At 43.9% G+C, this 26,157-nt stretch carries 22 protein-coding genes; 18 read left to right on the top strand and 4 right to left on the bottom strand.

Translation table 11 applies throughout. From position 1 onward, the window contains the following. Positions 1 to 93: 93 nt before the first annotated feature. Positions 94 to 660, bottom strand: coding sequence for an SOS response-associated peptidase (locus BUB77_RS19030; RefSeq protein ID WP_073278433.1), 567 nt, complete (start codon positions 658 to 660; stop codon positions 94 to 96). A gap of 466 nt (positions 661 to 1,126) precedes the next feature. On the opposite strand from BUB77_RS19030, the gene BUB77_RS19025 reads away from it, so the two are divergent. Together BUB77_RS19025 and BUB77_RS19020 are read left to right on the top strand one after the other, a co-directional pair. Beyond that, a complete protein-coding gene (locus BUB77_RS19025; protein ID WP_073278432.1) occupies positions 1,127 to 2,527 on the top strand; it encodes an MBOAT family O-acyltransferase in 1,401 nt (466 codons plus the stop codon). A 98-nt stretch (positions 2,528 to 2,625) separates the two neighbouring features. Further along, positions 2,626 to 4,014 (top strand): GDSL-type esterase/lipase family protein, encoded by a 1,389-nt coding sequence (locus BUB77_RS19020; RefSeq protein ID WP_073278431.1) that lies wholly within the window; start codon positions 2,626 to 2,628, stop codon positions 4,012 to 4,014. 247 nt (positions 4,015 to 4,261) lie between these two features. Here the strand turns inward: BUB77_RS19020 and BUB77_RS19015 are convergent, their stop codons facing one another. Beyond that, the gene (locus BUB77_RS19015; RefSeq protein WP_073278430.1) at positions 4,262 to 4,948 is read right to left on the bottom strand and encodes an ankyrin repeat domain-containing protein; all 687 of its coding nucleotides are present in this window, start codon (positions 4,946 to 4,948) and stop codon (positions 4,262 to 4,264) included. 419 nt (positions 4,949 to 5,367) lie between these two features. Next, positions 5,368 to 6,045, bottom strand: coding sequence for a YitT family protein (locus tag BUB77_RS19010; RefSeq protein ID WP_073278429.1), 678 nt, complete (start codon positions 6,043 to 6,045; stop codon positions 5,368 to 5,370). A 154-nt stretch (positions 6,046 to 6,199) separates the two neighbouring features. Between BUB77_RS19010 and BUB77_RS19005 the strand changes: the two genes are divergently transcribed. Together BUB77_RS19005 and BUB77_RS19000 are read left to right on the top strand one after the other, a co-directional pair. Beyond that, complete coding sequence (locus tag BUB77_RS19005) at positions 6,200 to 7,003, top strand: MerR family transcriptional regulator (protein ID WP_073278428.1); 804 nt, start codon at positions 6,200 to 6,202, stop codon at positions 7,001 to 7,003. Between the two features lie 48 nt (positions 7,004 to 7,051). Continuing rightward, positions 7,052 to 8,497 (top strand): GNAT family N-acetyltransferase, encoded by a 1,446-nt coding sequence (locus tag BUB77_RS19000; protein ID WP_330392633.1) that lies wholly within the window; start codon positions 7,052 to 7,054, stop codon positions 8,495 to 8,497. Positions 8,498 to 8,538: 41 nt separating this feature from the next. Here the strand turns inward: BUB77_RS19000 and BUB77_RS18995 are convergent, their stop codons facing one another. Then, positions 8,539 to 9,075, bottom strand: a complete 537-nt coding sequence (locus BUB77_RS18995; RefSeq protein ID WP_139241243.1) for a hypothetical protein — start codon at positions 9,073 to 9,075, stop codon at positions 8,539 to 8,541. Between the two features lie 142 nt (positions 9,076 to 9,217). Here BUB77_RS18995 and BUB77_RS18990 point away from each other — a divergent pair, with 142 nt between their 5' ends. The 14 genes from BUB77_RS18990 to BUB77_RS18925 all read left to right on the top strand — a co-directional run bounded on the left by BUB77_RS18990 (position 9,218) and on the right by BUB77_RS18925 (position 26,093). Then, on the top strand, positions 9,218 to 9,361 hold the full coding sequence (locus BUB77_RS18990) for a hypothetical protein (protein WP_170866691.1): 144 nt from the start codon (positions 9,218 to 9,220) through the stop codon (positions 9,359 to 9,361). 450 nt (positions 9,362 to 9,811) lie between these two features. Next, positions 9,812 to 9,901 carry a potassium-transporting ATPase subunit F gene (locus BUB77_RS18985; protein WP_139241242.1) on the top strand — a complete coding sequence of 30 codons (90 nt, stop codon included), beginning with the start codon at positions 9,812 to 9,814 and terminating at the stop codon, positions 9,899 to 9,901. Continuing rightward, positions 9,898 to 11,583, top strand: coding sequence for a potassium-transporting ATPase subunit KdpA (kdpA, locus tag BUB77_RS18980; protein WP_073278424.1), 1,686 nt, complete (start codon positions 9,898 to 9,900; stop codon positions 11,581 to 11,583). Before BUB77_RS18985 ends, kdpA begins: the two co-directional genes overlap by 4 nt. Positions 11,584 to 11,600: 17 nt before the next feature. Beyond that, positions 11,601 to 13,658 (top strand): potassium-transporting ATPase subunit KdpB, encoded by a 2,058-nt coding sequence (gene kdpB, locus BUB77_RS18975; RefSeq protein ID WP_073278423.1) that lies wholly within the window; start codon positions 11,601 to 11,603, stop codon positions 13,656 to 13,658. Between the two features lie 243 nt (positions 13,659 to 13,901). Then, positions 13,902 to 14,462: a potassium-transporting ATPase subunit C gene (locus BUB77_RS18970; RefSeq protein WP_073278511.1), complete on the top strand. Its 561-nt coding sequence runs from the start codon at positions 13,902 to 13,904 to the stop codon at positions 14,460 to 14,462. 185 nt (positions 14,463 to 14,647) lie between these two features. Then, positions 14,648 to 17,338: a sensor histidine kinase gene (locus BUB77_RS18965; protein WP_073278422.1), complete on the top strand. Its 2,691-nt coding sequence runs from the start codon at positions 14,648 to 14,650 to the stop codon at positions 17,336 to 17,338. A 43-nt stretch (positions 17,339 to 17,381) separates the two neighbouring features. After that, positions 17,382 to 18,074, top strand: coding sequence for a response regulator transcription factor (locus BUB77_RS18960; protein ID WP_073278421.1), 693 nt, complete (start codon positions 17,382 to 17,384; stop codon positions 18,072 to 18,074). Between the two features lie 154 nt (positions 18,075 to 18,228). After that, on the top strand, positions 18,229 to 18,657 hold the full coding sequence (locus BUB77_RS18955; RefSeq protein ID WP_073278510.1) for a hypothetical protein: 429 nt from the start codon (positions 18,229 to 18,231) through the stop codon (positions 18,655 to 18,657). A gap of 165 nt (positions 18,658 to 18,822) precedes the next feature. Continuing rightward, positions 18,823 to 19,251, top strand: a complete 429-nt coding sequence (locus BUB77_RS18950; RefSeq protein ID WP_330392632.1) for a DUF2500 domain-containing protein — start codon at positions 18,823 to 18,825, stop codon at positions 19,249 to 19,251. A 15-nt stretch (positions 19,252 to 19,266) separates the two neighbouring features. Next, a complete protein-coding gene (locus tag BUB77_RS18945; RefSeq protein WP_242962546.1) occupies positions 19,267 to 19,677 on the top strand; it encodes a nuclear transport factor 2 family protein in 411 nt (136 codons plus the stop codon). 129 nt (positions 19,678 to 19,806) lie between these two features. Continuing rightward, positions 19,807 to 21,693: a bifunctional homocysteine S-methyltransferase/methylenetetrahydrofolate reductase gene (locus BUB77_RS18940; RefSeq protein WP_084124464.1), complete on the top strand. Its 1,887-nt coding sequence runs from the start codon at positions 19,807 to 19,809 to the stop codon at positions 21,691 to 21,693. Positions 21,694 to 21,728: 35 nt separating this feature from the next. Further along, positions 21,729 to 22,130, top strand: a complete 402-nt coding sequence (locus tag BUB77_RS18935; RefSeq protein ID WP_073278420.1) for a hypothetical protein — start codon at positions 21,729 to 21,731, stop codon at positions 22,128 to 22,130. Between the two features lie 76 nt (positions 22,131 to 22,206). After that, on the top strand, positions 22,207 to 24,723 hold the full coding sequence (locus BUB77_RS18930; RefSeq protein ID WP_073278507.1) for a homocysteine S-methyltransferase family protein: 2,517 nt from the start codon (positions 22,207 to 22,209) through the stop codon (positions 24,721 to 24,723). A 92-nt stretch (positions 24,724 to 24,815) separates the two neighbouring features. After that, positions 24,816 to 26,093 (top strand): O-acetylhomoserine aminocarboxypropyltransferase/cysteine synthase family protein, encoded by a 1,278-nt coding sequence (locus tag BUB77_RS18925; protein WP_073278419.1) that lies wholly within the window; start codon positions 24,816 to 24,818, stop codon positions 26,091 to 26,093. Positions 26,094 to 26,157 lie beyond the last annotated feature (64 nt).

The following is a 26,157-nucleotide window of genomic DNA, read 5'->3' as shown; positions in this document are numbered from 1 at the left end:
AGTTCATGTTTATGGTATTGATTTAATGAAGCAGGGAATTATCCCAGGAAGAAGTAATGCAATAGCTGACACAATACAGTTCCGGGGAATTATCTAAACAGAACGCCTCTGCAGGCTTACAGGAACCTGATAGAGAATGTCCTGGGTGACAGAGGAATTAGAAAGCCATGTCTCTGTCTGTTCCGGCTTTAGAATCAAAGGCATACGGTCGTGAACATCTGCCATGGAAGCATTTGCGCTGGTAGTAAGTATGACAAAACGGCTTATGCCGCTAAAGGTATTATAAATACCGGCCATATATAAAATATCAGCGGAAGGCTGGGTAAAATATAATTTCTCCTTTGTTTTGTTCCATTCGTAAAAGCCGCTTGCAGGGATGATACAGCGCCTGGATACCAGGCTTTCCCGGAAGGTTTTCTTTTCAAAGGCAGTCTCACAGCGTGCGTTTATGATAACCCCTTTCTTATAAAAATTGGGGAAACCCCAGGTATAAAGCTCCGGCACAATCCGGTTATCTTGCGCGACCAGAATAGGAACGGTATCCGTGGGAAATATTTCACCGGTTTTATAATTCTTGTCCGGTTTTTTCTTATCAATGTCCTGTAGAATTTTTTCGATTTCTCTTGAAGTCTCATCGTCTATATAATATCTGCCGCACATGGAAAATCCTCCTGTCATTTATTGTATATAGTATACGGAAATATTCGGATAAGATACCAGAAACTAATAGTTGACAAGCCGAGAAATCCTATAATTTCTCCGGTGGCAGAAGAATGAACTGCATTATTTGCAGAATTATTAACTTTTATGTAAGTTTGTTTATTAAAATGTAAAATTAATTAAAGTTTAATTAATGGTATTATTTCTAAAATAGTGTATAATCCTCTCTTGACAGTAATAATCTACTAGTGTATCGTCCACAAAAAAACTGAACCGATTACTTGTATAAACTTCCAGATGTAACATTCAAAAAGCCTCGACATAGCCCCACTGCCCCTGCATTGTTTGGATATTACCTCTGTAAGCTTGTCCTGCGTATCCGGTCCGGTTATTTGCGGGGCAAAATACTAGTGGCGGCAAATAATAGGACTGGCCATAACAGTACAGCACGAGGGAGGACAATGCAGTGGTCTTTAGTAGTTTGGAGTTTATTTTTCGTTTCTTACCGGTATTTCTGATAATATATTACCTTGCACCTGCAAGGTTCCGGAATATTGTTCTCTTTATAGGAAGCATTGTATTCTATACTTTAGGTGATTATAAGTATCTCATTTTACTTTTCCTATCTGTTATAGTCAATACTATCGCAGCAAAAAATATAAAGCACCAGGAAGATAGCTCAAAGAGAAAAGCGTGGCTGGTCGGAGCCCTGATTTATAATTTTGGCATGCTGTTTTTCTTTAAATACATAAATTTTACAATTGAAAATATCAATGGTATTCTGAACGTATTTTCCCTGAAAGCCTCGCTGGCACCTTTAAGCATGGGATTGCCCCTGGGAATCAGCTTTTATACTTTTCAGGCCGTATCCTATGTAGTGGATGTTTACCGTGGAGAGATAGAGGAAGAGCCTTCTTATGTTTACGTTGGAACCTATCTGTTCCTGTTTCCCAAGCTGGTATCAGGACCGATTACACCTTACAGGGATATCAGGGAGCAGCTTGCTTACCGCAGAATCAGTCTTTTTAGAGCGGAAACAGGATTGAAGCTCTTTACCATCGGTCTTGGAATGAAGGTCCTGCTGGCTGACCGTATCGGAATTTTGTGGAATGATATACAAACCATAGGATTTCAAAGCGTTTCGACACCTCTTGCCTGGCTGGGTGCCATTGGGTATACTCTGCAGCTGTATTTTGATTTTCATGGTTACACGCTGATGGCAGTCGGCATAGGATGGATGTTGGGATTTGAATTGCCGGATAACTTTAAACATCCCTATATGTCAAAATCCGTAACGGAATTCTGGCGCAGGTGGCACATCACTCTTGGACAATGGTTTAAGAATTATGTCTATATTCCCTTAGGAGGTAACAGAAAGGGAAAAGGACGCCTTGTTTTTAATCTGTTTGCAGTATGGCTGTTAACCGGTTTGTGGCATGGAGCCAGCTGGAATTATATCCTTTGGGGGCTGACGCTGTTCCTTTTAATTTTGCTGGAAAAGCTGTATATAAAGCCCTGGCTGGATAAATCAAGGATAGCGGCAAGACTTTATATTCTGCTTGTGATGCCGATTACCTGGATGGTATTTGCCATTAACAATCTGGGGGATATCGGAATTTATCTGGGGAGGATGTTTCATCTGGTTCCCGGTATCAATGTAAATTCAGGTGATTTTGTAAAGTATTTCGGACAGTACAAATGGTTATTTATAGCTGGAATCTTTTTCTGTTTCCCCTATGGGCAAAGAATTTATGAAAGATATAAAAACAGTATCCTTTTTACAGGGATTTTATTTTTGGTCTTCTGGTATTGTATCTACCAGCTTTCAAACGGAATAAACAATCCCTTTATGTACTTCCAGTTTTAATATGCAAAAAAGTGTAGACGGCGTGTTTTTGTCATTTTCATTGACAGAAACAGAGATATATAAATTGAAAATTCAACTTTTTAGAAATGGAGAAGGATATGAGATTTTTTAAGAGGATGGGGAGGTATCCCTTTATAGTGCTGATCATTGTAAGCACTCTGATTCTTACCATAATGGCATATACGGGAGGAAATACCGTTTATGCGGGTTATTCCGTGAACTTACTGAAAAATCCAAAGCTTTCGGTGGTCTTTGAGGGCATGAAGGATAAAAATTATCCCTGGAAGGGAAATGGAGATAATGAGATAAAAGACATTGCTTCCGCAGATAAAGGCAAGAATGCTTCAGAAGGTAACAATACTTCTGAAAATAACAATACTACTGGAAAGGATGCATCAGAGGAAACCGGAGAGGGTACTAAGGATAAAGGAAATAAGGACGATAATGCAGGCTCAGCTGATAAAGGAACATCAGCCGATAAAGGAACATCAGCTGATAAAGGAACATCAGCCGATAAAGGAACATCGGGCGATAAGGGAACATCAGCCGATAAAGGCACCTCAGGAGATAAAGGTACGTCAGCAGGAAATGACGGCTCCAAGGGGAATGGCTCAGATAATTCCCATAATACCGGTTCAGACAGTAATACTTCCGGTAACGGCACACAGGATAATACAGATAAGCCTTCCGATAATAAGGACTCCGGTAATAACAGTACAGGCGGCGGTAAAAATCACGCAGGCGGTAATAAAGGGGACAACACAGACAAAGCACCGGGTAACAACGGCGGGGATAACAGTACAACAAAAGGTACAGCAGGGGGCAAAGGAGATAATCCAGGCAGCAAAGACAATACAGGGGAAACAGGCAAGCCGGGCTCCGGAGATTCCTACCAGTTCGCTGCTGTTAAAAAAAGCTATTTTAATGATGCCCTGTTCATCGGTGACTCCAGGACAGTAGGGCTTGCTGATTATTCCGGCTGGAAGAATCCCACCTATTATGCAGATGTAGGGCTTACTATTTATGATGTATTTGATAAGAAGATAGCAGAGGTCGGCGGCAAGAAGGTTACCATTGAAGATGCTTTAAAAAAGAAGAGCTTTCAGAAAATATATATTATGCTTGGCATCAACGAAATGGGCACCGGTAATGCAAAGAGCTTTACGAAGGCATATAAAGAGGTAGTTGACAGAATAAAAGAGCTGCAGCCGGATGCCATTATTTTCGTAGAAGGCATTATGAATGTATCCAAAAAGAAGTCAGATACGGACCCCATATTTAATAATAAGAATATCAAGGATAGGAATGAACACCTTGCGCTGCTTGCAGATAATAGGAAAATCTTTTATATCGATGTAAATGAGGCTATTACCGACAGTACCGGCGGAATACCGGCGAAATATACCTTTGATAATATTCATTTAAAAGCGGCCTATTACAGTATCTGGACGGATTTTCTGCTAAAGCATGGAGTTGTTGAAAAATAAAATTTTTAGGTAATAGCTTTGATTATCAATTTAGCGAAGCCAGTCTTGCCGTAAAATGAAGCAGACGACAACGAGGCAGGATTTTATCCTGTTCCCCGTTGTCGTCTGCTTCATTTTACGGCAAAAATCCAGACTGTCAAGGAAAAAGAGTGGAGACATGATTTCTCTCATCATTATAATAGATACTACTTATGTATGAGAATTACATCTTATTTACCATAGGCGGGACTATACCCAATAAGATGTTTTATTTTCTATCACTTTTCCTTGCACGAAGAATACTACTTAGCTCTTTTTTCTTTCCTTGTAATTCATTCACTTTAATTTTTCGCAATGTTTGTGAATATAGCTTAATAGATGTTTCATCTGTTTCTTGTAAATATAACTTTTTTAAAATGTAATATAATTTTTCATCTTCCATAATCCGGGCAATCATACCTTCTTGATTCATTATAACCGCACATTTTGATACCTCAATAAACATATCAGCAATGTATGTTTCATCATCACAAAAAAGTTCAGTTTCCTTTTTCAGCCAATAAAATGCCATGTCAACATTATTCATTGAAACTGCATGAATAACCGGATTTACGAAAGGATTTCTTTGCGACAAATTTTTTTCAATTTCAACCCCACATTTCAATAGCCATTCTGCCATTTCAGGAGTCTTTGCCACATTGAGTGCATTGCCTTTAAAAAGGCTCGGCCGGCAGCACAAGTGAATATCTGAACCATATTCCATCAACTTTCTTGCAATTTCAAAATAATTATAATTGACTGCCTCGACAAACAGATTTGTTGTTGCAGGCAAAATAACATGAACCAGTTCTGGATTTTTTTCGATTTCATTTTTGATTACAGCGTCACAATACTCACCGGCTATCATTTTGCTTTTTACCTTATCCGCCTTGTCCCTTAACTCACGCTCATCCATTGTTATCCCTCGCTTTTAATATTTAAATTTATTGAGTCCTTGCCTATTTACTCGATATGTTCAACATGAGTTTTTAAGAATTCAAAATATTTTTGCCCTTCATCTTTCTCATCCTCATCAGGCTCAAATATCCCTCACCACTAAAATTTCCTCGTACTTTATCAAAACATTCATGTGCTTGTGAATACATTCCCTTTTTGAAATAAACATCTCCAATGGACCCAATAATCATACTGTTGCAGAATGAAATTTATTTGTCGCTTTCTGCCATTGTACCATAATTTCCATAAACGTGGAAAATTTTCGTTTTGGCCCATTTTCCAACCTTTTGGATATACGGGAGGGCGGTCAAAAAAGTATACAATAATTCATCGATGGACAAAACAAGTGAATGACCGTCCGAAAGGGCCCGATTGCTGCTAATTTGAAGAAAGGTCCTTTTCCAGTGCCTCTAGTGCCGGAATGGGAGCCTTTTTGGCTTTCGAACCGGCTCCCATCATCTGTACGCGTTCTATCAGAAGGGAGGAGATTGTCACCGTTACCAGGGAATAGGCAATACGGCCCAAAGGGATATAGGATAAGGATAACAGCAGGACTGTAATATCCGTGGCAAGGTATACCCAGGAAATACGGCAGTGGGCAAGCTTTGAGATTATCAATGCCAGGGCGTCATCACCGCCGCTTGAGGCTCCCTGCCGGATAATAAGGCCCACTCCGATTCCGACAAAAAGTCCTCCGGCAATGGCAGCAGCAAGGGGGTAGGCGGAAAGGTCCGGCAGTACCGGAGGAAACTGTTCCCACAGCTTAAAAAAACCAGCCAGGCTTAAGGTCGAAATGAGGGACACTTTAATAAAATCCTTTCCCAGATACCGGAAGGCCAGAGCGTAACAGAGGATATCCAGTAAAGGAGTCAAAAGGGAAGGAGATATACCTGTCCAGTTGTTCAAAAGGAGAATCAGCCCTAATACACCGCCTTCGGTAATGTGTGTCTGCCTGTGGATATTATATATTCCAAAGGAGGAGATAGCAGTTCCGAGGAGGATTACTGCAAATCTTCCGGGAGTTAAAAGTCTTTTTTTATTTTTTGAGAAAAACATAGCAATCTTACCTTTCTAATTGTGATATACTCTTTTTAGAGAGTTGATATCCCTACCAATTTAGTTTAAACTCTGGTATAATACTAATGTCAAGTATTGAAATTTACTGAAATCTTATATGAATTTATTTCAGCCGCAAGGAGGCGGTATATCCGTGAAGGATTACTATAAAATTAATGAAATATCAAAGCTTTATGGAATTGGAGTGGACTCCCTGCGTTATTATGAAAAACTCGGCATCCTGAAGCCTAGAAGGGATACGAACGGCTACAGGCTTTACAGCCTCAAGGATATCTATAAGCTGAATATTATTGCAGACTTGAGAAGACTGGATTTTTCCATGAAGCAGATCAGGGAATATCTCGAGCACCAGAGCATAGACAATACCCTGGCCCTTTTGCAGGAGGAAGAAGAATATATCACAGAGCAGGTAAAACAGTTAAAGCTAAGGAAGCAGATTATCAGGGACCGCATGGCCGCCTTAAAGAAGGCAGTCAAAATAGAGCCGGATATCTATACGGTGAAATCATTGCCAGAGCGTCCCTGTGTCCGCCTGAACGAACATATTACCAGGGATGAGGAGATGGACTTTGCGGTAAAAAAGCTGCATCGTAAGCATGAAGGCAAGATTCGTGACTTTGGAAATCTGGCCATTGGAGCGGCGGTAGATATGGAGGACCTCCAAAAGGGGATTACCGGAGGATACCACAATGTATTCTTTATTCTGGAACCTTCGGCAGAGCAATATGATTTTCTCATACCGGAAGGGCAGTACCTTTCCTGCTATTACAGGGGGGAATATCAAAAGAGCACGGAATGCATCAATCACATGCTTTCCTTTGCCGGGGAAAAGGGATATACGATAAGGGGCAATCCCTTTGAACTGTATTTGATTGACAACAGGGAGACCATCCGGCAGGAAGAATTCTTAACGGAAATTCAGGTAAGAATTTTATAAACATACAAAATAAGAGAATCTATTAAGCAGCACAGAAACGAGGAAAGTGTGAAAGAAAAGCACATTCACACTCCATTATTTATGGCAGTACCGCAGACTTGTCTGCGGTATGCAATGGGAGCAAATGTGAAAGAAAAGCACATTCACACTCCATTATTTATGGCAGTACCGCAGACTTGTCTGCGGTATGCAATGGGAGCAAATGTGAAAGAAAAGCGCTTTCACACTCTATTATTAATGGCAGTACCGCAGACCAGTCTGCAGTATGCAATGGGAGCAAGTATGAGCAGAAGAAAACAGTTAAAAATGAAAAAAGTAGGCGTGGAGCATCTGGAACAGTATAACCAGTTGTTAAGATATGTTTTTCAGGTTACGGACAGGGAGCTGCATCAGAGCGGCTGGGAGGAGGATGAAATCATCCGGGCCAAGTCCCCTGTGTTAGAGCAGGCAGATGTTCTTGGCTGGTTTGACGGGGACAAACTGATATCTCAGGTGGCGGTATACCCTTTTCAGGTGCGTATCTTTAACCAGACCTATGACATGGGAGGCCTTACGGGAGTGGGTACCTATCCGGAATACTCCGGCCAGGGGCTGATGCATAAGCTTTTGTGCCAGGCACTTGAGAATATGCGAAAGTGCAAACAGTCCATATCCTATCTATTCCCTTATTCTATTCCCTATTACCGCAGAAAGGGCTGGGAAATCATATCCGATGTCATTACTTTTGAGATCAATGATTACCAGTTACCTAAGAATAAGCGGGTAACAGGAGAAATAGAGCGTGTAACCGTAGAAAGTGACCAGGTGAAAAAGGCATATGAGCGTTTTGCCCTCCAGGCCCATGGAGCTATGCTTCGAAATGACCTTGCCTGGAATGAGTACTGGCTGTGGGATACGGATGATTTAATGGCCGCCATTTACTACAATGAAGAGGGACAGCCCGATGGCTATGTTATTTATTGGATTTCCGATGAGGTTTTCCATATCAAGGATATCATATTTATCAATGAAGAAGCCCGCATCGGAATCTGGAATTTTATCAGTGCACATTTTTCCATGATATCGAAGGTAATAGGAAATATCCATACCGATGAACCGCTGGCTTTTCTTTTAGAGGATGCGGATATAAAAGAAACCATATCACCTTATTTTATGGCGCGTATAGTGGATGTGGAGAAGTTTGTTGCCCAGTATCCCTTTAAACCGGATACGGCAGACAGGGAGTGGACCTTTACCCTTGATGACCCTCTGCTTTCCTGGAATCAGGGTACCTTCCGCCTGCATATAACGGCCGGAGGAAAGGGTGAAGTTATCCATACAACGGAAAAATGTTCGGACAGGATAGACATCCAGACCATGACAACCATGCTTCTAGGCTACAAGCGTCCGGATTACTTATACAGAATCGGGCGTATTTCCTGCAGTCCGGAGACGGTGGATATGCTGGAGGATGCAATTGAGCAGCAGACCCCTTATTTTTCGGATTATTTTTAGACAAGGAGCCTGGAAGAGGAAAGGTTTTCAGGCGATGGCTTTTACTTTTTTAATCTTTTCGGATAGGGCTCGTCTTTTGAAATAAAAAGAAGTCGTCCGACCTTTTCAGATGTTTTTAAATGTTTTTTATTAATATGGTAGCGGACGGTGCTGGGACTGACACCATGCATGGCAGCATAAGCTGTAACCGGGATGGGATTTGTTTCAAAGAATGATATGGAATTGGAGGTTCCTGTTAAAAAAGATTCCTTATAATCTATCCGTTCAATATTTTCACTTGGTGTATAGTCCAGAATATAACGGAATAAATTGCCCTTATAGGCAGGAAGCTGTTCAATATAATCCAGGCTCTGTTCAATCAGGGTATTGATTTTTATTCTGAATTCCTTCAGGTTATTGGCATCCAGCAGTTCTTCGTAGATGGAAGTGTTTGTGGAATCACTGTACTCCTTTGCAAAAAGCAGTGCGGTAAGGGCAACTCCGCAGGCAAAATAATATTGCTCGTTATTTTTGATGCAGTTACCGTCATTTAATATAATAGTATAAAGTTCTTCTTTTATTTTATCTTGATTATCCATTTGTATTTCTCCAAATAAGTTTATTATTGCAGTATGTCCAGGTGTTATGTAATTTATCCTGTTATGGCTGTTAGTATGAACCGGATGAATAAATAAAATCATGCTGCAAATACTGTTAAAAATACTGTATGGAGGCATAGATATGAAGAAGGAAGCAGAAAAAGAAGAATGGCGTAAAGTCAGGGAAACCTTTAACCAGACCACCCATAAGGAAACACCGGAAAACCAGAATCAGACCCATAACGTGGTCAGAGAAGGTACCGGCCCTATCAATCAGAAAAAATAATAAAAATAACAAATATGTGTGGGCTTCAAAATGTCATGTATATTGGATGGATACCTGGAGTATCGAAATACACTCAGCTCCGCGAAAGCCGCTTCCCTGCATTTTTTATGATTGACTTATGATACCCGAATCAAATATAAAAAGCTCTGTGAATTTCCTATATGAAATTGCAAAAACCATATAGGCAGCTCACAGGGCTTTTTTGCATTTACAGGGCAGCCAGCACGTACATGGCTTAGAATCAGCAGTGAGGAACAGTAAAAGCTTATGAAGCTCATATGTTAAGCCTAATCTTTATACTTTCTTAATACCAGTGCTTTGTATCTGAATACTTCTTTAATGTCATTTTTGCTATTATTTTAGGTGCAGTGAAAGTAAAACATACTGTGCATAACACAAGAAAGAATTGGTAATGATGGTTGATAATGAGTAAAGATGGGAGTGATAGGAATGGGAACTGTGATAGTTCTGGCAGGTATAACCGGACTTGGATTACTGGTATATCTTTTTTATGTCTTATTTCGAGGTGAGAATTTATGAGCAGGATTGTAATACAGGAGCTTTTATTCCTGATTCTACTGATTGGACTTTCGATTCCTCTTGGAATTTATATGTACAAGGTCATGAGCGGCGGGAAAGTGTTTTTGACCAGGCTGCTAAAACCAATTGAAAACTGCTTTTACCGGCTTATGGGAATCAAAGCAGAGGAAGAGATGGGGGCAAAAAGATATGCCTTTTCGGCAATTCTTTTCAGCCTGGCAAGTTTTCTTTTTCTGTTTCTTTTATTACTGCTTCAGGGAGTACTTCCCTTTAACAGGGAAGGAATGAAGGGATTGAGCCTTGATCTGGCCTTTAACACCGCGGCAAGCTTTGTTACCAATACAAACTGGCAGGCATATTCCGGGGAATCCTCCCTTTCCTACCTGTCCCAGTTCTTAGGGCTTACGGTTCAGAACTTCGTATCTGCGGGAGTGGGAATCGCAGTACTTTTTGCATTGATAAGAGGGTTTATTGGAAAGGAAAAGAAAACCATCGGAAATTTCTGGGCTGACCTCACCAGGTCTGTTGTTTATATCCTGCTTCCCCTCTCCCTTGTGCTGGCGGTGCTTTTGGTATCCCAGGGAGTGGTGCAGAATTTCTCTTCCTATAAGGAAATTACGGCACTGCAGGATGGAGCCGGACAGATTCTGCCTATGGGACCGGCAGCCAGCCAGATTGCCATAAAACAGTTAGGAACCAACGGAGGTGGATTCTTCGGAATGAATTCCGCCTATCCCTTTGAAAATCCCACCTCCTTTTCCAACCTGCTTCAGCTGCTTTCCATTCTGCTGATACCGGCAGCCCTTCTGGTAAGCTTTGGCAAGGCGGTAAAGGATAAGAAACAGGGAAGAACCCTGTATGTGGTTATGATGCTCTTATTTGTAGCGGCCCTTATCTTTACTACGGTAGGCGAGCAGAATACGGCACCGTCTTTCGAAGGAGTTGCAGCTTCCGGCAATATGGAAGGAAAGGAAACCATTCACGGGGTAGGGATGTCGTCCCTGTGGGCCATTGCAACCACAGCTGCTTCCAATGGATCCGTCAATGCCATGCATGACAGCCTGACACCTCTTGGCGGTTTGATGCCCTTATTTCTAATGCAGCTTGGAGAAATTGTGTTCGGCGGTGCAGGCAGCGGCCTGTATGGTATACTTGCCTATGTATTGCTGGCAGTATTCATAGCAGGCCTGATGGTGGGCAGGACACCGGAATATCTGGGAAAGAAGGTTGAACCCTACGATATGAAGATGGTATGCCTGCTTATTCTGGTACCACCTCTGGTGTCTCTTTTAGGAACAGGAGCGGCTGTTTTAATACCTGCCGCAGAAGGCTGGCTTGGCAATTCAGGAGCCCATGGATTTACAGAAATTCTATATGCCTTCTCTTCCATGGGAAATAACAACGGAAGTGCCTTTGGCGGATTTACTGCCAATACGCCCTTTACCAATATAACGGGGGGAATTGTTATGCTCCTTGCAAGATTTATTCCGCTTATAGCAGTAATATTCCTTGGAGGCAATATGGCAGGCAAAAAGTCTGTGGCAGCAAGCGAAGGAACTCTGTCTACCAGCAACGGTATGTTTGCAGGGCTCTTGATCGGAGTCATTTTGATTGTCACGGCATTAAGCTTCCTGCCGGCGCTTGCCCTGGGGCCTGTAGCGGATTACTTCACAACGCGTTAAGGGAGGAGGAGAATATCATGAAAGAAAAAAGTTTAGATAAAAATATCCTGCTGGATGCTCTTGCACAGTCCTTTAAAAAGCTGGACCCCAGAGTGCAGGTGCACAATCCGGTTATGCTTGTTGTATATATAGGAGCGGTATTTACCACCGTCCTGTTTATCCTTTCCTTTGCGGGAATTCGGGATGAGAGTGCCGGCTATACCTTTACCATATCTATTATCCTGTGGTTCACCAGCCTGTTTGCCAATTTTGCGGAAGCCATTGCGGAAGGCAGGGGACGTGCCCAGGCACAGTCCTTAAGAAGCGCCAGAAAGGATGTAAAGGCAAAGAAATTAGCATCGGAGACAGATGTCAGCCAATATACGGAGGTTCTGTCAAACAGCCTCAAAAAGGGTGATATTGTCTATGTGGCTGCCGGAGAACAGATACCCATGGACGGAGAAGTAATAGATGGAGCTGCTTCCGTGGATGAAAGTGCCATCACCGGTGAATCTGCTCCGGTTATCAGAGAGTCGGGAGGCGACAGAAGTGCAGTTACCGGAGGTACTACCCTGGTATCTGACTGGCTGGTCATCCGTATTACGGCGGAAGCCGGAGAAAGCTTTCTGGATAAGATGATTGCCATGGTGGAAGGCGCCGCAAGAAAGAAAACCCCAAATGAAATTGCTCTCCAGATACTTTTAGTAACCTTAACTATTATATTTCTTGTAGTAACCGCAATGCTTCTGCCCTTTACGGACTTTGCAAGCAGGCAGGCAAAAAGCGGCTCGCCCATATCCATCACCAATATTATTGCATTGTTAGTGTGCCTGGCACCTACTACCATCGGAGCACTTCTGTCCTCCATTGGTATTGCCGGTATGAGCAGGCTGAATCAGGCAAATGTACTGGCTATGAGCGGAAGGGCAATTGAGGCTGCCGGGGATGTGGATGTTCTGCTCCTTGATAAGACCGGTACCATAACACTGGGAAACCGTCAGGCCAGCGAATTTATTCCTGTAAAGGGAGTGACAGAGGAAGAGCTCGCCGATGCCGCCCAGCTATCCTCCATAGCCGATGAAACGGCAGAAGGCCGCAGTATCGTAGTTCTGGCAAAAGAAAAATTTGGCATACGGGGAAGGGATTTATCGAAGCTTCAGGCTACCTTCATTGAATTTACGGCAAAGACCCGCATGAGCGGTATTGATTATCAGGGCAATGAGATAAGAAAAGGAGCTGCCGAGGCGGTAAAGGATTATGTAACAGGAAAAGGCGGCAAATATACGGAAGAGTGTGAAAAAATCGTAAAGGAGGTCGCGGGAGCCGGAGGAACTCCGCTGGTCGTAGCAAAGAACGACAGGGTCCTTGGGGTCATCTACCTGAAGGATATTGTTAAGAACGGGGTAAAGGAACGTTTTGAAGATTTGCGCAAGATGGGGATTAAGACCATCATGATTACCGGTGATAACCCTATGACTGCGGCAGCCATTGCGGCAGAAGCAGGTGTGGATGATTTTCTGGCGGAAGCTACGCCGGAGGCAAAGCTTACCTTAATCCGGGATTACCAGTCAAAGGGCCATCTGGTTGCAATGACAGGGGACGGTACCAACGATGCGCCGGCGCTTGCCCAGGCTGATGTTGCGGTTGCTATGAATTCCGGCACCCAGGCGGCAAAAGAAGCTGGAAATATGGTGGATTTGGATTCTAATCCCACCAAGCTCATTGATATCGTCCGTATCGGAAAACAGCTACTGATGACCAGAGGTTCCCTGACTACTTTTTCCGTTGCCAATGATGTTGCGAAATACTTTGCCATAATTCCGGTATTGTTCTTTACCATTTATCCTCAGCTGTCGGTGCTTAATTTCATGGGCCTGACCAGCACGTACAGTGCCATTCTCTCGGCTATCATTTACAATGCCCTTATTATCATTGCATTGATACCCCTGGCCTTAAGAGGGGTTAAGTACAGAGAACTGCCGGCTGGAAAGCTTCTTCAGAGGAATCTCTTCATTTATGGACTTGGCGGAATTATAGCACCGTTCATAGCAATAAAAGTGATTGATATACTACTGACCGCCTTTGGTCTTGTGTAAGACGCTTTCTTCTTATTTGGGATAAGAAGGTCATGTTAATGTGTGAAAGGAAAGCACTTCCACACTCCATTATTTATGACAGTACTGCAGAACCGTCTGCAGTATGCAATGGTAGTCTGTGAAAGAAAATATAGAAATGAAAGGTGCCACGTACAAATTCTTTCACTCGGTGAAACTTGTTTCACATTTATGTTGTGGCGGTAACCCGGGCTGGACTGCCTGGGTTATATAATGGGTGCAAATATGAAAAGCAGTAAAGGAGTTTTAAGGCCTGCAATTGTATGCTTCCTTTTGATGACGCTTTTATGCGGGGTACTTTATACCGCGGCGGTCACAGGAATTGCCGGGATTTTCTTCCCCCAGAAAGCAAATGGAAGCATAATTACGGTTACCTTAAAGGATGGCAGCAAAAAGGACTTTGGTTCAGCTCTTATCGCACAGGAATTTTCCGAGCCCAAATATCTGATCGGAAGGCCACTTGGCACAAGCAATCTCTCCCCGACAAGTGCGGAGCAGAAAGAGCAGGTAAATAAGAGAATAGACTGGTGGCACAGCCTGGACCCGGACAATAAAAAGGATATCCCGGCGGATTTAGTAATGGCATCCGCAAGCGGAGTCGACCCCAATATATCCCCCAATGCAGCGGACTATCAGATAAGCCGGATAGCAAGGGAGAGAGGAATAGAAGAAGATAAGGTGAAAGAGGTTATTGATAAATATACCATCAAGTCATTTCTTGGAATTTTTGGGGAACCGGCAGTTAATGTATTAAAGGTGAATCTGGCATTGGACGGCCTGCTATAAAAAGAAAAGACCTCAGCAAACTCGCAAGATATAAAGAGCATTGTGTGGTATAATAAGGAAAGAAGAACGAGCGAAGGAAAATAAAAGACCAAAAATAAAAGCTCAAAAATAAAAGCCCGAAAAAACAAAAGTCAAAAGAATAAGAAAAAAGAAAGGATGCCGGTCTGGCAGCATCAGGTGCTAACATGGATAATCAGGATTACCGCCCTGACCCGGAGGCAATTTTAGAAAAAATAAAAGAAGAGGAAGAAAAAGAAAGCGGAAAGCTAAAGATTTTCTTCGGATATGCCGCAGGAGTCGGGAAGACCTATGCCATGCTGGATGAAGCGAAGGAGCGTTACAGCATGGGGACGGATGTCCTGGTGGGATATGTGGAGCCTCATGAGCGGCCGGAAACTCTGCGGTTTTTGGAAGGACTTCCTGTGCTGCCGCCTAAAACCATATCGTATAAGGGCATGGAGCTAAAGGAATTCGACCTGGATGAAGCCCTGAGAAAAAAGCCCCAGCTGATTCTGGTGGATGAGCTGGCCCACACCAATGCCGCCGGCTCCAGAAACCGGAAGCGTTATCAGGACGTGGAAGAGCTTTTGAACGCAGGTATCGATGTTTATACCACCGTAAATGTCCAGCATCTTGAAAGTCTTAATAATGTAGTGGAGGATGTCACCAAGGTAACGGTAAGGGAAACGGTGCCGGACTACATATTTGACCGGGCAGATATGGTTAAGGTGATTGATATAGAGCCGGAGGAGCTGCTCCACCGGTTAAAGGAAGGCAAGGTCTACCGGGCAGACCGGGCAAAAGCTGCCATGAACAATTTCTTTACGGTGGAAAACCTCAAGCTTCTGAGGGAAATTGCTCTCAGGAAGGCTACGGAGCGCATCAGCAATGAAAACCAGAATGAACGGTTCATGCAGGAAAAAATGGCAAACACCAAATTTCTGGTCTGCATTGGGGCTTCCCCCTCTTCTGCAAAATGTATCCGGTGGACTGCCAGGGCAGCAGATGCTTTTCATGCCCAATGGAATGCGGTGTACGTGGAAGATGAGGAAGTAATGACACCGGAGCAGAAGCAGGGCATCCGGGAGAATATGGACCTGGCGGAGAAAATGGGAGCGGAAGTCACCACCCTGACCGGACATGACATTGCGGAAACCATAGCGGAATATGCAAGGCTGTCTGGCATTACTAATATTGTGGTAGGAAAGAGCAGGAATAAAAAGACGGTAAAAAGCTTATTTGAAATGGATTTTGAAGACCGGCTCATATCCCTGCTTCCCCACATAGAGGTTCATATTATTCCTGGCATTGCTCCCGGGCGGAGGTTTGCGGCAAAGGGCGGGCAGATATTGCTGAAGCCCCAATTCAGCTTTAAAGGAAGAGATATGCTGAAAATGGCCGGAATCCTTTTAATTGCCCTTCTTCTCTGTGAAGGCTTGCAGAACCTGAATTTTGGAGGGCAGAATGTCATTATGGTATTCATTTTGTCCGTGCTTATTATTTCCAGAATTACGGAAGGCTATTTTTACGGAGTGGTGGCATCTATTATCAGTGTGCTGCTCTTTAATTTCTTTTTTACCCAGCCTTTTTTTACCTTTAATGCCATTGGCAGCGGATATCCTCTGACCTTTTCCATTATGCTTCTGGTAGCTTTGATTACAAGTGCCCTGACGGTAAGGATTAAGACACAGGCAAGATTAGCCGTTGAAAGAGAGCACCGAACGGAGGTGCTGTATGAAATCAATAAAAAGCTCCTTGCCACCAGAGGTACACAAAATATTGTTTCTCTGGTTTTAGATTATGTAGTGAATCTTTTCAGCCGGTCTGTTATACTCTATACCATAAGTGACAAGGCAGAGCTGAACGGAAGCTTTTTACAGTTTCAGGGAGAGGAAGACGCTTCCTTTATGAAATCGGACGATGAAAAGGCAGTGGCCCATTGGGTTTTTGTCAATCAGAAAAAAGCCGGAGCCGGCACAGACACCTTAATGGGAGCCGGAGCATTTTATCAGCCGGTCCTGTTTCAGGGCAATGTACTGGCAGTAATCGGGCTTTCCTGCCGGAATGGAAATCTGGATCATAGCAGCCGCTTGTTTTTAAGAAGGATTGTGCCCTTGGTTGCCATGGCACTGGAGCGCCAGAGATTAAGTGATGAGCAGAGAAATATTCTTGTGGAGACAGAAAAAGAAAAAATGCGGAGCAATCTTTTGCGGGCCATATCCCATGATCTTCGTACGCCCCTTACCGGTATATTAGGAGCCAGCTCAGCCATATTGGAAAATGAAGGCACCTTAAATGCGGACACAAGCCGGCAGCTGGTGGTAAATATCAAGGAAGATTCCCAGTGGCTTATCAGAATGGTAGAAAATCTTTTATCGGTTACACGTATTAAGGAAGGCACCATGAATGTGACGAAAACCCTGGAGGCCGGAGAAGAAGTCATTGCGGAAGCAGTGGGCAGAATCCGGGTAAGGTATCCGGGCAGAAATATCCTCGTAAAGGTGCCGGATGAGCTCCTGGAGGTGCCCATGGACGGTACCCTGATTGCACAGGTAATAATCAATCTATTAGAAAATGCCATAAAGCATTCCAAAGAGGATGCTCTCATTGAAATACAGCTGAAAAAACAGGAAGAATGGGCAGTATTTGAGGTACTGGACAGCGGACGGGGCATACCGGCGGAAGATATCCCCTATCTCTTTGAAAGCTATATACCAGCCGGAGATAAGCCTCTGGATTCTTCCCGTGGAATGGGTATCGGGCTTTCCATCTGCATGTCCATTATAAAAGCCCATAATGGCAGGATGGAGGCCGAAAACCGCAGTATGGGAGGGGCAGCCTTCCGCTTTTACCTGCCTCTGGAAGAAAATAGCTAATATAACCTGCCTCAAGGAGCATAGAAGGGAGCTGAAATGGGATATGGAGCCTTTAATTTTAGTAGTGGAAGATGATGAAACCATAGGTAATTTTATTTCTGCGGTACTGACAGCGAATGGCTATAAGGTAATCAGAAGTACAGGAGGCAAGGAGGCCATACAAATGAATGCCTCCCATATTCCCGATTTAATCCTGCTGGATTTGGGGCTGCCTGATATGGATGGTCTTGAGGTACTGAAAAATATCCGCAGCTGGTCAAAAGTTCCGGTGGTAGTGGTATCGGCCAGAGGCTATGAAAGAGAGAAGGTAGAAGCCCTTGATCTGGAGGCGGATGATTATATCGTAAAGCCCTTCGGAACCTCAGAATTACTTGCCCGTATACGGACAGCCCTGCGGCATGGAGTCAGGAGCAGGGAGGGGGAAGAGTGGCAGGAAAGCTCCGTGACCATTGGGGAATTGGAAATCGACTTTGATAAAAGAATTGTACAAATGGCAGGAGAGCGGATTCATCTGACGCCCATTGAATATAAGATTCTGGCCTTACTTTCCAGACATCCTGGCAAAGTACTGACCCATGACTATATCATAAAGGAAATCTGGGGCCCCTATGCCAATGAAAGCCGCACCCTTAGGGTAAATATGGCTAATATCCGCAGAAAGATTGAGAAAAATCCCGGTGAGCCCCAGTACATCCTGACAGAGATGGGCGTAGGCTACCGAATGGCAGATAAATAAAATGTGCAGGAGCATTTGTAAAGAAAGCTGGACTTCTTGCAGTAAATTTCCGGCAGCAGATTACTGGCAGCAAATTCCTGGCCAGCAATTTATGCCTTTGAGCCGGTATAATACGACGGATGCCGGCAGATACTATCTGCCAGGAGGTAATATCATGGACGCAAATGCAGAATATCTAAACTATATACACAAGAACACCCAGATGGGGACTGATACCATCGGACAGCTTTTGGACATTGCAGAGGATAAGGAATTCAGAGAAACTCTGAATTCTCAGTACAGGGAGTATGAGTCTATTGAGAAGGAAGCGGAAAGGCTTCTAAGAGAAAACAGCAAGGAAGAGAAGGACATCAGCCTGTACCAGAAGGTATCAGCCTACCTTATGATTAATGCAAAGACCCTTACGGACAAATCCCCCTCCCATATAGCGGAAATGCTGATGCAGGGCAGTACAATGGGAATAATAGATATTACCAGGAATAACCGTAAGTATCAGGGGACTGATAAGGAAATCTCAGATTTAGGGCACAGGCTTTTAAAATTCGAAGAGACTAATTTTAACGAATGCAGAAAATTCATATAAACACCGGCGAAAGGCTGTAGAACTGCTGTACCGGCTCCTTAGGGCCGGAGGTTTGACAGCTTTTTTTGCGTATTTTAATTTAAGAAATACCCTGTTGTAAAAACCAGTATTATTTGACATTTTCCCAATTCCGTTGTTATAATATTACAAAGCCAGGATTGATATTTGAATAACAGGGAGGGATATATTACGGATTTTTATAACGGATATGGCGGTGGATTTGGTAATAGTTTATTTCCAAGCTTTGTTGAGATATTCATGATTCTTATTTTTATCGTTTTCATAGTAATGTTTGTCCGTATAATTGTGGTATCTGCCCGTCAGGGAATAAAGAACAGCAAGTCACCGGTATTGTCGGTGGATGCCAGGGTTGTTGCCAAAAGAACGGATATAAGCTATCACAGTGACCACGTGGATGATGGAATCGACACCAGCAGTAGCAGTACATGGTACTATGTGACCTTTGAGGTCGAAAGCGGTGACCGTATGGAGTTCAGTGTTATGAGCAGCGAATTTGGAATGCTGGTAGAAGGTGATTGCGGAAAATTAAAATTCCAGGGAACCAGATATTTAGGGTTTGTAAGACAAATCTGACAGAGGGAGAATTTTATGGAAGAACGCGAGAAAATGATAAGGGAATATTTTGAGGCGTGGTTAAGAAATGACCCTTCCTGTCTTTCATCTGTATTTGCACCCAATATCACATATACGGAATGCTATGGGCCGGTATATACCGGTATAGAGCAGATAATAAGGTGGTTTCAGGATTGGAACCATAAGGGAAAGGTTACTGCCTGGGATATCAAACAGTTTATACATCAGGGCAGCACTATGGCAGTAGAGTGGTATTTCGAATGTATTTATGAGAATAACAGGGATGGTTTTGACGGAGTCTCTGTTATAACCTTTGATGCTTCCGATAAAATTGCAGCTCTAAAAGAATTCCAGTCTAAGCAGAGCATTATCAGCCCTATGCAGATTAACCGTATAAAAATGCGGCTGAGGTGTCCTTGTATTTGAGAATATGAAATTACAAATAAACGTATTACAGCGGATTTTTTACTTGCTGCAGTACGTTTTTTTCATTTTCCTGTGATATTTTTAGTAGACAATTTCTGCATTTCTGATTATGATAGAAGAAATGAAAAATTGCCGGTAAGCAGCCTGTATAAATATACCGGCAGAAAGTATACATACAGAACAAGAGGTAATGGAGGAAGAGAGGATGAAGCCATGGAATTAAGGGAGTATTTAAAAGAGCATAAACTAATAACAGACGGTGCCATGGGCACCTATTATTCCAGGCTTTTAAACAATGACAATGCGGTTTCGGAGTTCGGCAACCTTACGGAGGAAGCTACAATTACAGCTATCCATAAGGGATATATCAAAGCTGGGGCAGAATTAATCCGGACCAACACCTTTGCGGCTAACAGGCAGACCTTAAATCAAACCGGGAAAGAACAAAAAGAACTGATAAAAAAAGCCTACCGCCTTGCCCAAAGGGCAGTTGCAGAGTCAGCGGAGGAAGGACAAGCAAAAAGCCGACGTGTTTACATTGCCTGCAATATAGGGCCCATTCCGGAGAACGGAACCAGGACCGAGGAAGACATTCTGTTAGAATATCAGGATATTTGTGATGCCTTCTTAGAGGAGGGAGGAGATATCTTCCTCTTTGAAACCTTTTCGGATTTTTATTATTTAAAAAGCCTTGTAAAATATATTAAGGCAAAGAAGCCTGAGGCGTTTCTTATAACGGATTTCTGCCTGAACAAAAACGGTTTTACAACGAAGGGTATCAGTGCCAGGTCAATTTTAGAGACCATTGAAGAAACAAAGGAAATCGAAGCGGGGGGCTTTAACTGCGGTATCGGTTCCGGGCATATGTACCAGATATTAAAGAAGCTTCCCCTTCCGGAAGGAAAATTCATATTTGCAATGCCCAATGCGGGATATCCGGAGCAATTTCAGAACCGCCTGCTGTTTATGGACAACGAAGGGTATTTCAGGGAAAATATCCAGAGGATCTGTGACCTTGGCATTGATGCGGTGGGAGGGTGCTGCGGTACTACACCGGATTATATTAAGAATATGGCAGAGAGGCTTTCTTTAAAGGAGACTTTCAGAGGAAACCGGATAGTATTATCGGGTATCAAGGAAGCCAATGTTGAAGTCAGGCCCAATGAATTCTATCAGACCTTTCAGGAAAAGAAAAAGGTGGTGGCAGTTGAGCTTGACCCGCCCTTTGATGCCAGCGATGAGGCAGTTATTGCCTGTGCCAATAAATTAAAGGGGACCGGAACGGATATCATAACCCTTGCCGATTCTCCCATGGGCAGGAGCCGTGTGGACTCTGTCCTTATGGCCTTAAAGCTGCGTAATGAAACAGGACTTCCTGTAATGCCCCATATCTGCTGCCGGGATAAGAATGTGATTGCCATGCGTTCCATGATTTTAGGAGCCTATGTAAGCGGCATACGCAATATCCTGATCGTAACGGGAGATCCCATTCCAAGCGAGCACAGGCAGTCCACCACAGGAGTATTTGACTATAATTCCATTCAGCTGATGAGTTATGTAAAGGAAATGAACAGGGAACACTTTAAGGAAGAGCCTATTTATTACGGCGGGGCCTTAAATTATGGCAGAGGCCCTATCGAAAAGGTTATTGAGCGGATGGAGAAGAAGATAGAAGCCGGAGCAAGCTATTTCCTGACCCAGCCGGTGTTTACGGAAGAGGATATCAGAAGGCTTGAGGAGATTAAATCAAAGGTCAGGACCAGGATTCTCTGCGGTATCATGCCTCTGGTAAGCTACCGGAATGCCAACTTTATCAAGAATGAAATATCCGGTATCCATGTACCGGACTGGGTGGTAGAAAAATACCGTCCGGATATGGACAGGGAAGAAGCGGAATGGGTAGGTGCGGATATAGCCAGTCAGATAATAAAGGACATAAGCCCTTTTGCCGACGGTTATTATTTTATGCTTCCCTTTAACCGGGTAAGTCTGATGAATAAGATCGTAATCCGGTAAATCAATGGCAGATTCAGATAAGGGGGCAGAAACCTATGAGGGATGCACAGAATAATGTTATTATCAGGGAATCCTTTTCCATGGCATTTCAGGGCGGAGAGATCTGGTTTTGCCAGCTGGATGCACTCTATGAGGAGAAAGAGCTTGTCATGGAGAAATTCCATAAAGATATGGATTCCATAAGAAGACCATCGGCCACGGGACTTGTGGGCATTAACCTTAACCAGACGGCTGTGGACAGGGAGATGGCGGCAGAAATAGCAAACCGGCTGATAGAATTTGAAAAGCTGCGAAGAGTTGTGTTCGTAGGCGTAAACCGGAAAATAAAGCATGTTATCAAAAAACAGCTCAGTCACAGCGGTAAAACCATTGGCTTTCTCTATACCTTTATAGAGGATTTTGAGAAGGCAAAGCTCTGGCTGGTGGGAAAACAGTAAGAATATATAATAAATGCAGTATGGAAGTATCGGATGCGGAACAAAGGAAAGGATATCCGGGAAAGAGGTTGTTATCATGACGAAATTGGAATTCAGAGAACTCACAAAGCAAAAAATTATCCTGCTGGACGGTGCAACCGGCAGTAATATGCAAAAGGCCGGGATGCCTGTAGGAGTTTGTCCGGAGGAATGGATTTTGAAAAATCCGGAGGTTTTGATTAAGCTCCAGAGGGAGTATATTGAGGCCGGAACGGACATCCTCTATGCTCCGACCTTTACTGGGAACCGCATTAAACTTACGGAATATGGCCTGGAAGGCAGAATATCGGAAATGAACCAGGAGCTTGTGAAGCTCTCCAAACAAGCTGTTCTGGAAGCCAAAGCAGACAGAAAAGTATATATAGCCGGGGATATTACCATGACAGGACAGCAGCTATACCCGGTAGGCACCCTGCGTTTTGAGGAGCTGGTGGAGGTGTACAAGGAGCAGATTGCTTATCTCCTTCTTGGGGGAGCGGACCTTTTTGTCATTGAGACCATGATGAGCCTTCAGGAGTGCAGGGCCGCATTGCTGGCAGTAAAGGAAACCTGTGACCTTCCGGTTATGATTACCTTAACCTTTAATGAGAATAACCGCACCTTATATGGAACGGACCCGGTAACAGCCATTACGGTCCTTCAGAAAATGGGAGCGGATGCGGTAGGTGTCAACTGCTCTACGGGACCCGAGGGAATGTATGAAATTGTAAAGGAAATGAAGCGCTACGCCTCCGTGCCCATTATTGCAAAGCCAAATGCCGGGCTTCCTCAGCTGATAAATGATGAAACCGTATTTACCATGGAAAGCGAGGAATTTGCAAGGGAGACAATAAGGCTGGCTGAAGCAGGGGCAGGTATTATAGGCGGCTGCTGCGGAACGACGCCGAAGCATCTGGAGGTACTTCACAATGCCGTCCGTGGTCTAATCCCTCCCGCTCTGAAGCCTGAAAGAGTGAGGATATTGACCACAGAACGAAGAGCGCTTAAAATACCGGATAGCGGAAAATTCCTGGTAATCGGTGAGAGAATCAATCCCACCGGAAAGAAAGCCCTCCAGGAGGAGCTGCGCCAGGGTGATTTTCAGATGGTGGCGGACTTTGCCAGAAAGCAGGAGGAAGACGGAGCCGATATTCTGGATGTCAACATGGGAATGAACGGAATTGATGAAAAAGAGACAATGGTAGATGCGGTATATGAAATAACCGGCTTCTCCGGCTTACCTCTTAGTATTGATTCCAGCCATGTAAATGTAATAGAAGCCGCCCTTCGCATCTACCCGGGACGTGCTTTGATTAACTCGGTCTCCCTGGAGAAGGAAAAGCTTGAAAAACTGCTGCCCCTTGCCAGAAAGTACGGAGCTATGTTCATCCTGCTTCCCTTATCCGATAAAGGCCTTCCAAAGGATATAGAGGAGAAGAAGGAAATTATTCATACCATCTTAAATGCAGCAGAGGAAAATGGCCTCACAAGAGAGGATATCGTGGTGGACGGACTTGTAAATACCGTAGGTGCTAACAAGGAAGCAGCCCTCCAGACCTTGGAGACCATCCGTTACTGCAAGGAAGAGCTGGGACTGGCAACAGTGGTCGGACTGTCGAACATTTCCTTTGGGCTGCCGGAGAGGCAATTTGTGAACAGCACCTTTCTGGCACTTGCTATTCGGGAAGGCTTAACCATGGCAATCGCAAATCCATCCCAGGAGCTGCTAATGAATACCGCCTTTGCAGCGGACCTTCTTGCGGCAAAGGAAGAGGCGGATATCCGCTATATCAGGCGGGTGACAGAAAGGCCTGCCACAGTCATTACCCAAAAAGGGGATGCCAGCCCCAATGCTGATAAAAATAGTAGTACAGCAGGAAATCAGGCAATAAGCAGCGGCAAGCCCGGGGAGGATGAGAACCTGTCGGAAGCACTGAAAAATAAAACCTTCCATCAGGTTTATGAGGCTGTTATCAAGGGAAATAAAAGAGATATTTTAAATAAGGTAAAAGAGGTCCTAAAAGAAGATGTAAAGCCCTCCTTTGTATTGGATGAGCTTTTGATACCAGCTATAAATGATGTGGGAAAGCTGTTTGATAAACAGGTATATTTCCTGCCCCAGCTAATTTCCTCGGCAGAAACGATGAAGACGGCAATTGATTTTCTGGAGCCTTTGCTAAAGGAAGGAAAGGAAGAAAAGAAGAAGCTGGCAACGGTGGTAATTGCAACGGTATCAGGAGATGTCCATGATATCGGGAAGAATCTGGTAGTCTTAATGCTTAAGAATTATGGCTTTGAGGTCATTGACCTGGGCAAGGATGTGCCCTCGGAGAAAATCATTGAAACAGCAAGGGAATACGATGCGGACATCATTGCCTTATCCGCTCTTATGACCACGACTATGCTGGAAATGAAGAAGGTAATAGCACTTAAGAAAGAAACAGGCATTAAGGCCAGAATTATTATCGGAGGGGCTGTTATTACCCAAAGCTATGCGGATGAAATAGGAGCCGACGGCTATGCAAAGGACGCCGGTGAGACCGTAGCAGTAGTAAAACGCTTGATGGGCTTGTGATACACAAATTTTTGATGGCATTAGGAGAGTTTTATCAGCTAAGGATTAACGAATATCCAATCGAAGATTGGATATTCAGAAAAGAGGAGAATATGGAAAGCAGAATTGAAACCAAATGCATACAGGAAGGCTGGAAGCCAAAAAGAGGGGAACCGCGGCAGTTACCTATATACCAGAGTACTACCTTTAAATACGATACCAGCGAAGAAATGGGACAGTTATTTGATCTGGAAGCAGAAGGGTATTTTTATACAAGGCTGCAAAATCCCACAAATGATGCGGTAGCGGAAAAAATATGTGCACTGGAGGGCGGTGTTGCTGCAATGTTAACTTCTTCCGGCCAGGCAGCTAACTTCTATGCGGTCTTTAATATCTGTGAAGCAGGGGATCATTTTATTGCTTCTTCTGCCATTTATGGCGGTACCTTCAACCTGTTTGGTGTAACCATGAAGAAAATGGGGATTGAATGTACCTTTGTGGACCAGGACCTGACAGAAGAGGAGCTTGGCAAGTACTTTAAACCGAATACGAAAGCGGTATTTGGTGAGACCATTACCAACCCGACGGTCTCAGTTCTGGACATTGAGAAGTTTGCAAGGCTGGCCCATTCCCATGGAGTTCCCTTAATTATTGACAATACCTTTGCAACGCCCATCAATTGCAGGCCTTTTGAATGGGGAGCAGATATCGTGACCCACTCCACCACCAAGTACATGGATGGTCATGCAGTAGGTGTAGGCGGCTGTATCGTAGACAGCGGTAATTTTGACTGGAAATCCTATGGGGATAAATTCCCGGGACTTACCACACCGGATGAATCTTATCATGGCATCATATATGCTGAAAAATTCGGGAAGGCAGCTTATATCACCAAAGCGACCTCCCAGCTGATGAGGGATTTTGGTGCCATCCAGTCTCCCCAGAATGCCTTTTACTTAAATCTGGGACTGGAAACACTTCATCTGCGTATGAGGCAGCATTGTGAGAATGCCCTGGCAGCTGCAAGGTTTTTAGAGAAGAATGAAAAGGTTGCCTGGGTGAATTATTCCGGTCTGGAAAGCAATAAATATCACGAGCTGGCAGAAAAGTACATGCCCAAGGGCTCCTGCGGCGTGCTGTCCTTTGGGTTAAAGGGAGGAAGAGAAACCGCAATAAAATTTATGGACAGTTTACAGCTGGCATCCATTGTAACCCATGTGGCAGATAGTAAGACCTGTCTCTTGCACCCGGCAAGCCATACCCACAGGCAGCTTACCGATGAGCAGCTCAGGGAATCCGGTGTTGCACCGGATCTGATACGCCTTTCTGTTGGTGTGGAGAATGCGGAAGATATCATAGCAGATTTAAAGCAGGCACTGGAGCAGATATAGAAGAGTAACCGGCAGAAGGCTGATGCGGAAACAGATGCAGCGATTCGAGGACTTTTAAGAGAAG

This window comes from Anaerocolumna jejuensis DSM 15929 (assembly GCF_900142215.1).
Taxonomy (GTDB): Bacteria; Bacillota; Clostridia; order Lachnospirales; family Lachnospiraceae; genus Anaerocolumna; species Anaerocolumna jejuensis.
The sequence above is the reverse complement of the archived record's forward strand: the minus strand, read 5'-3'. Positions and strand labels throughout refer to the sequence as shown.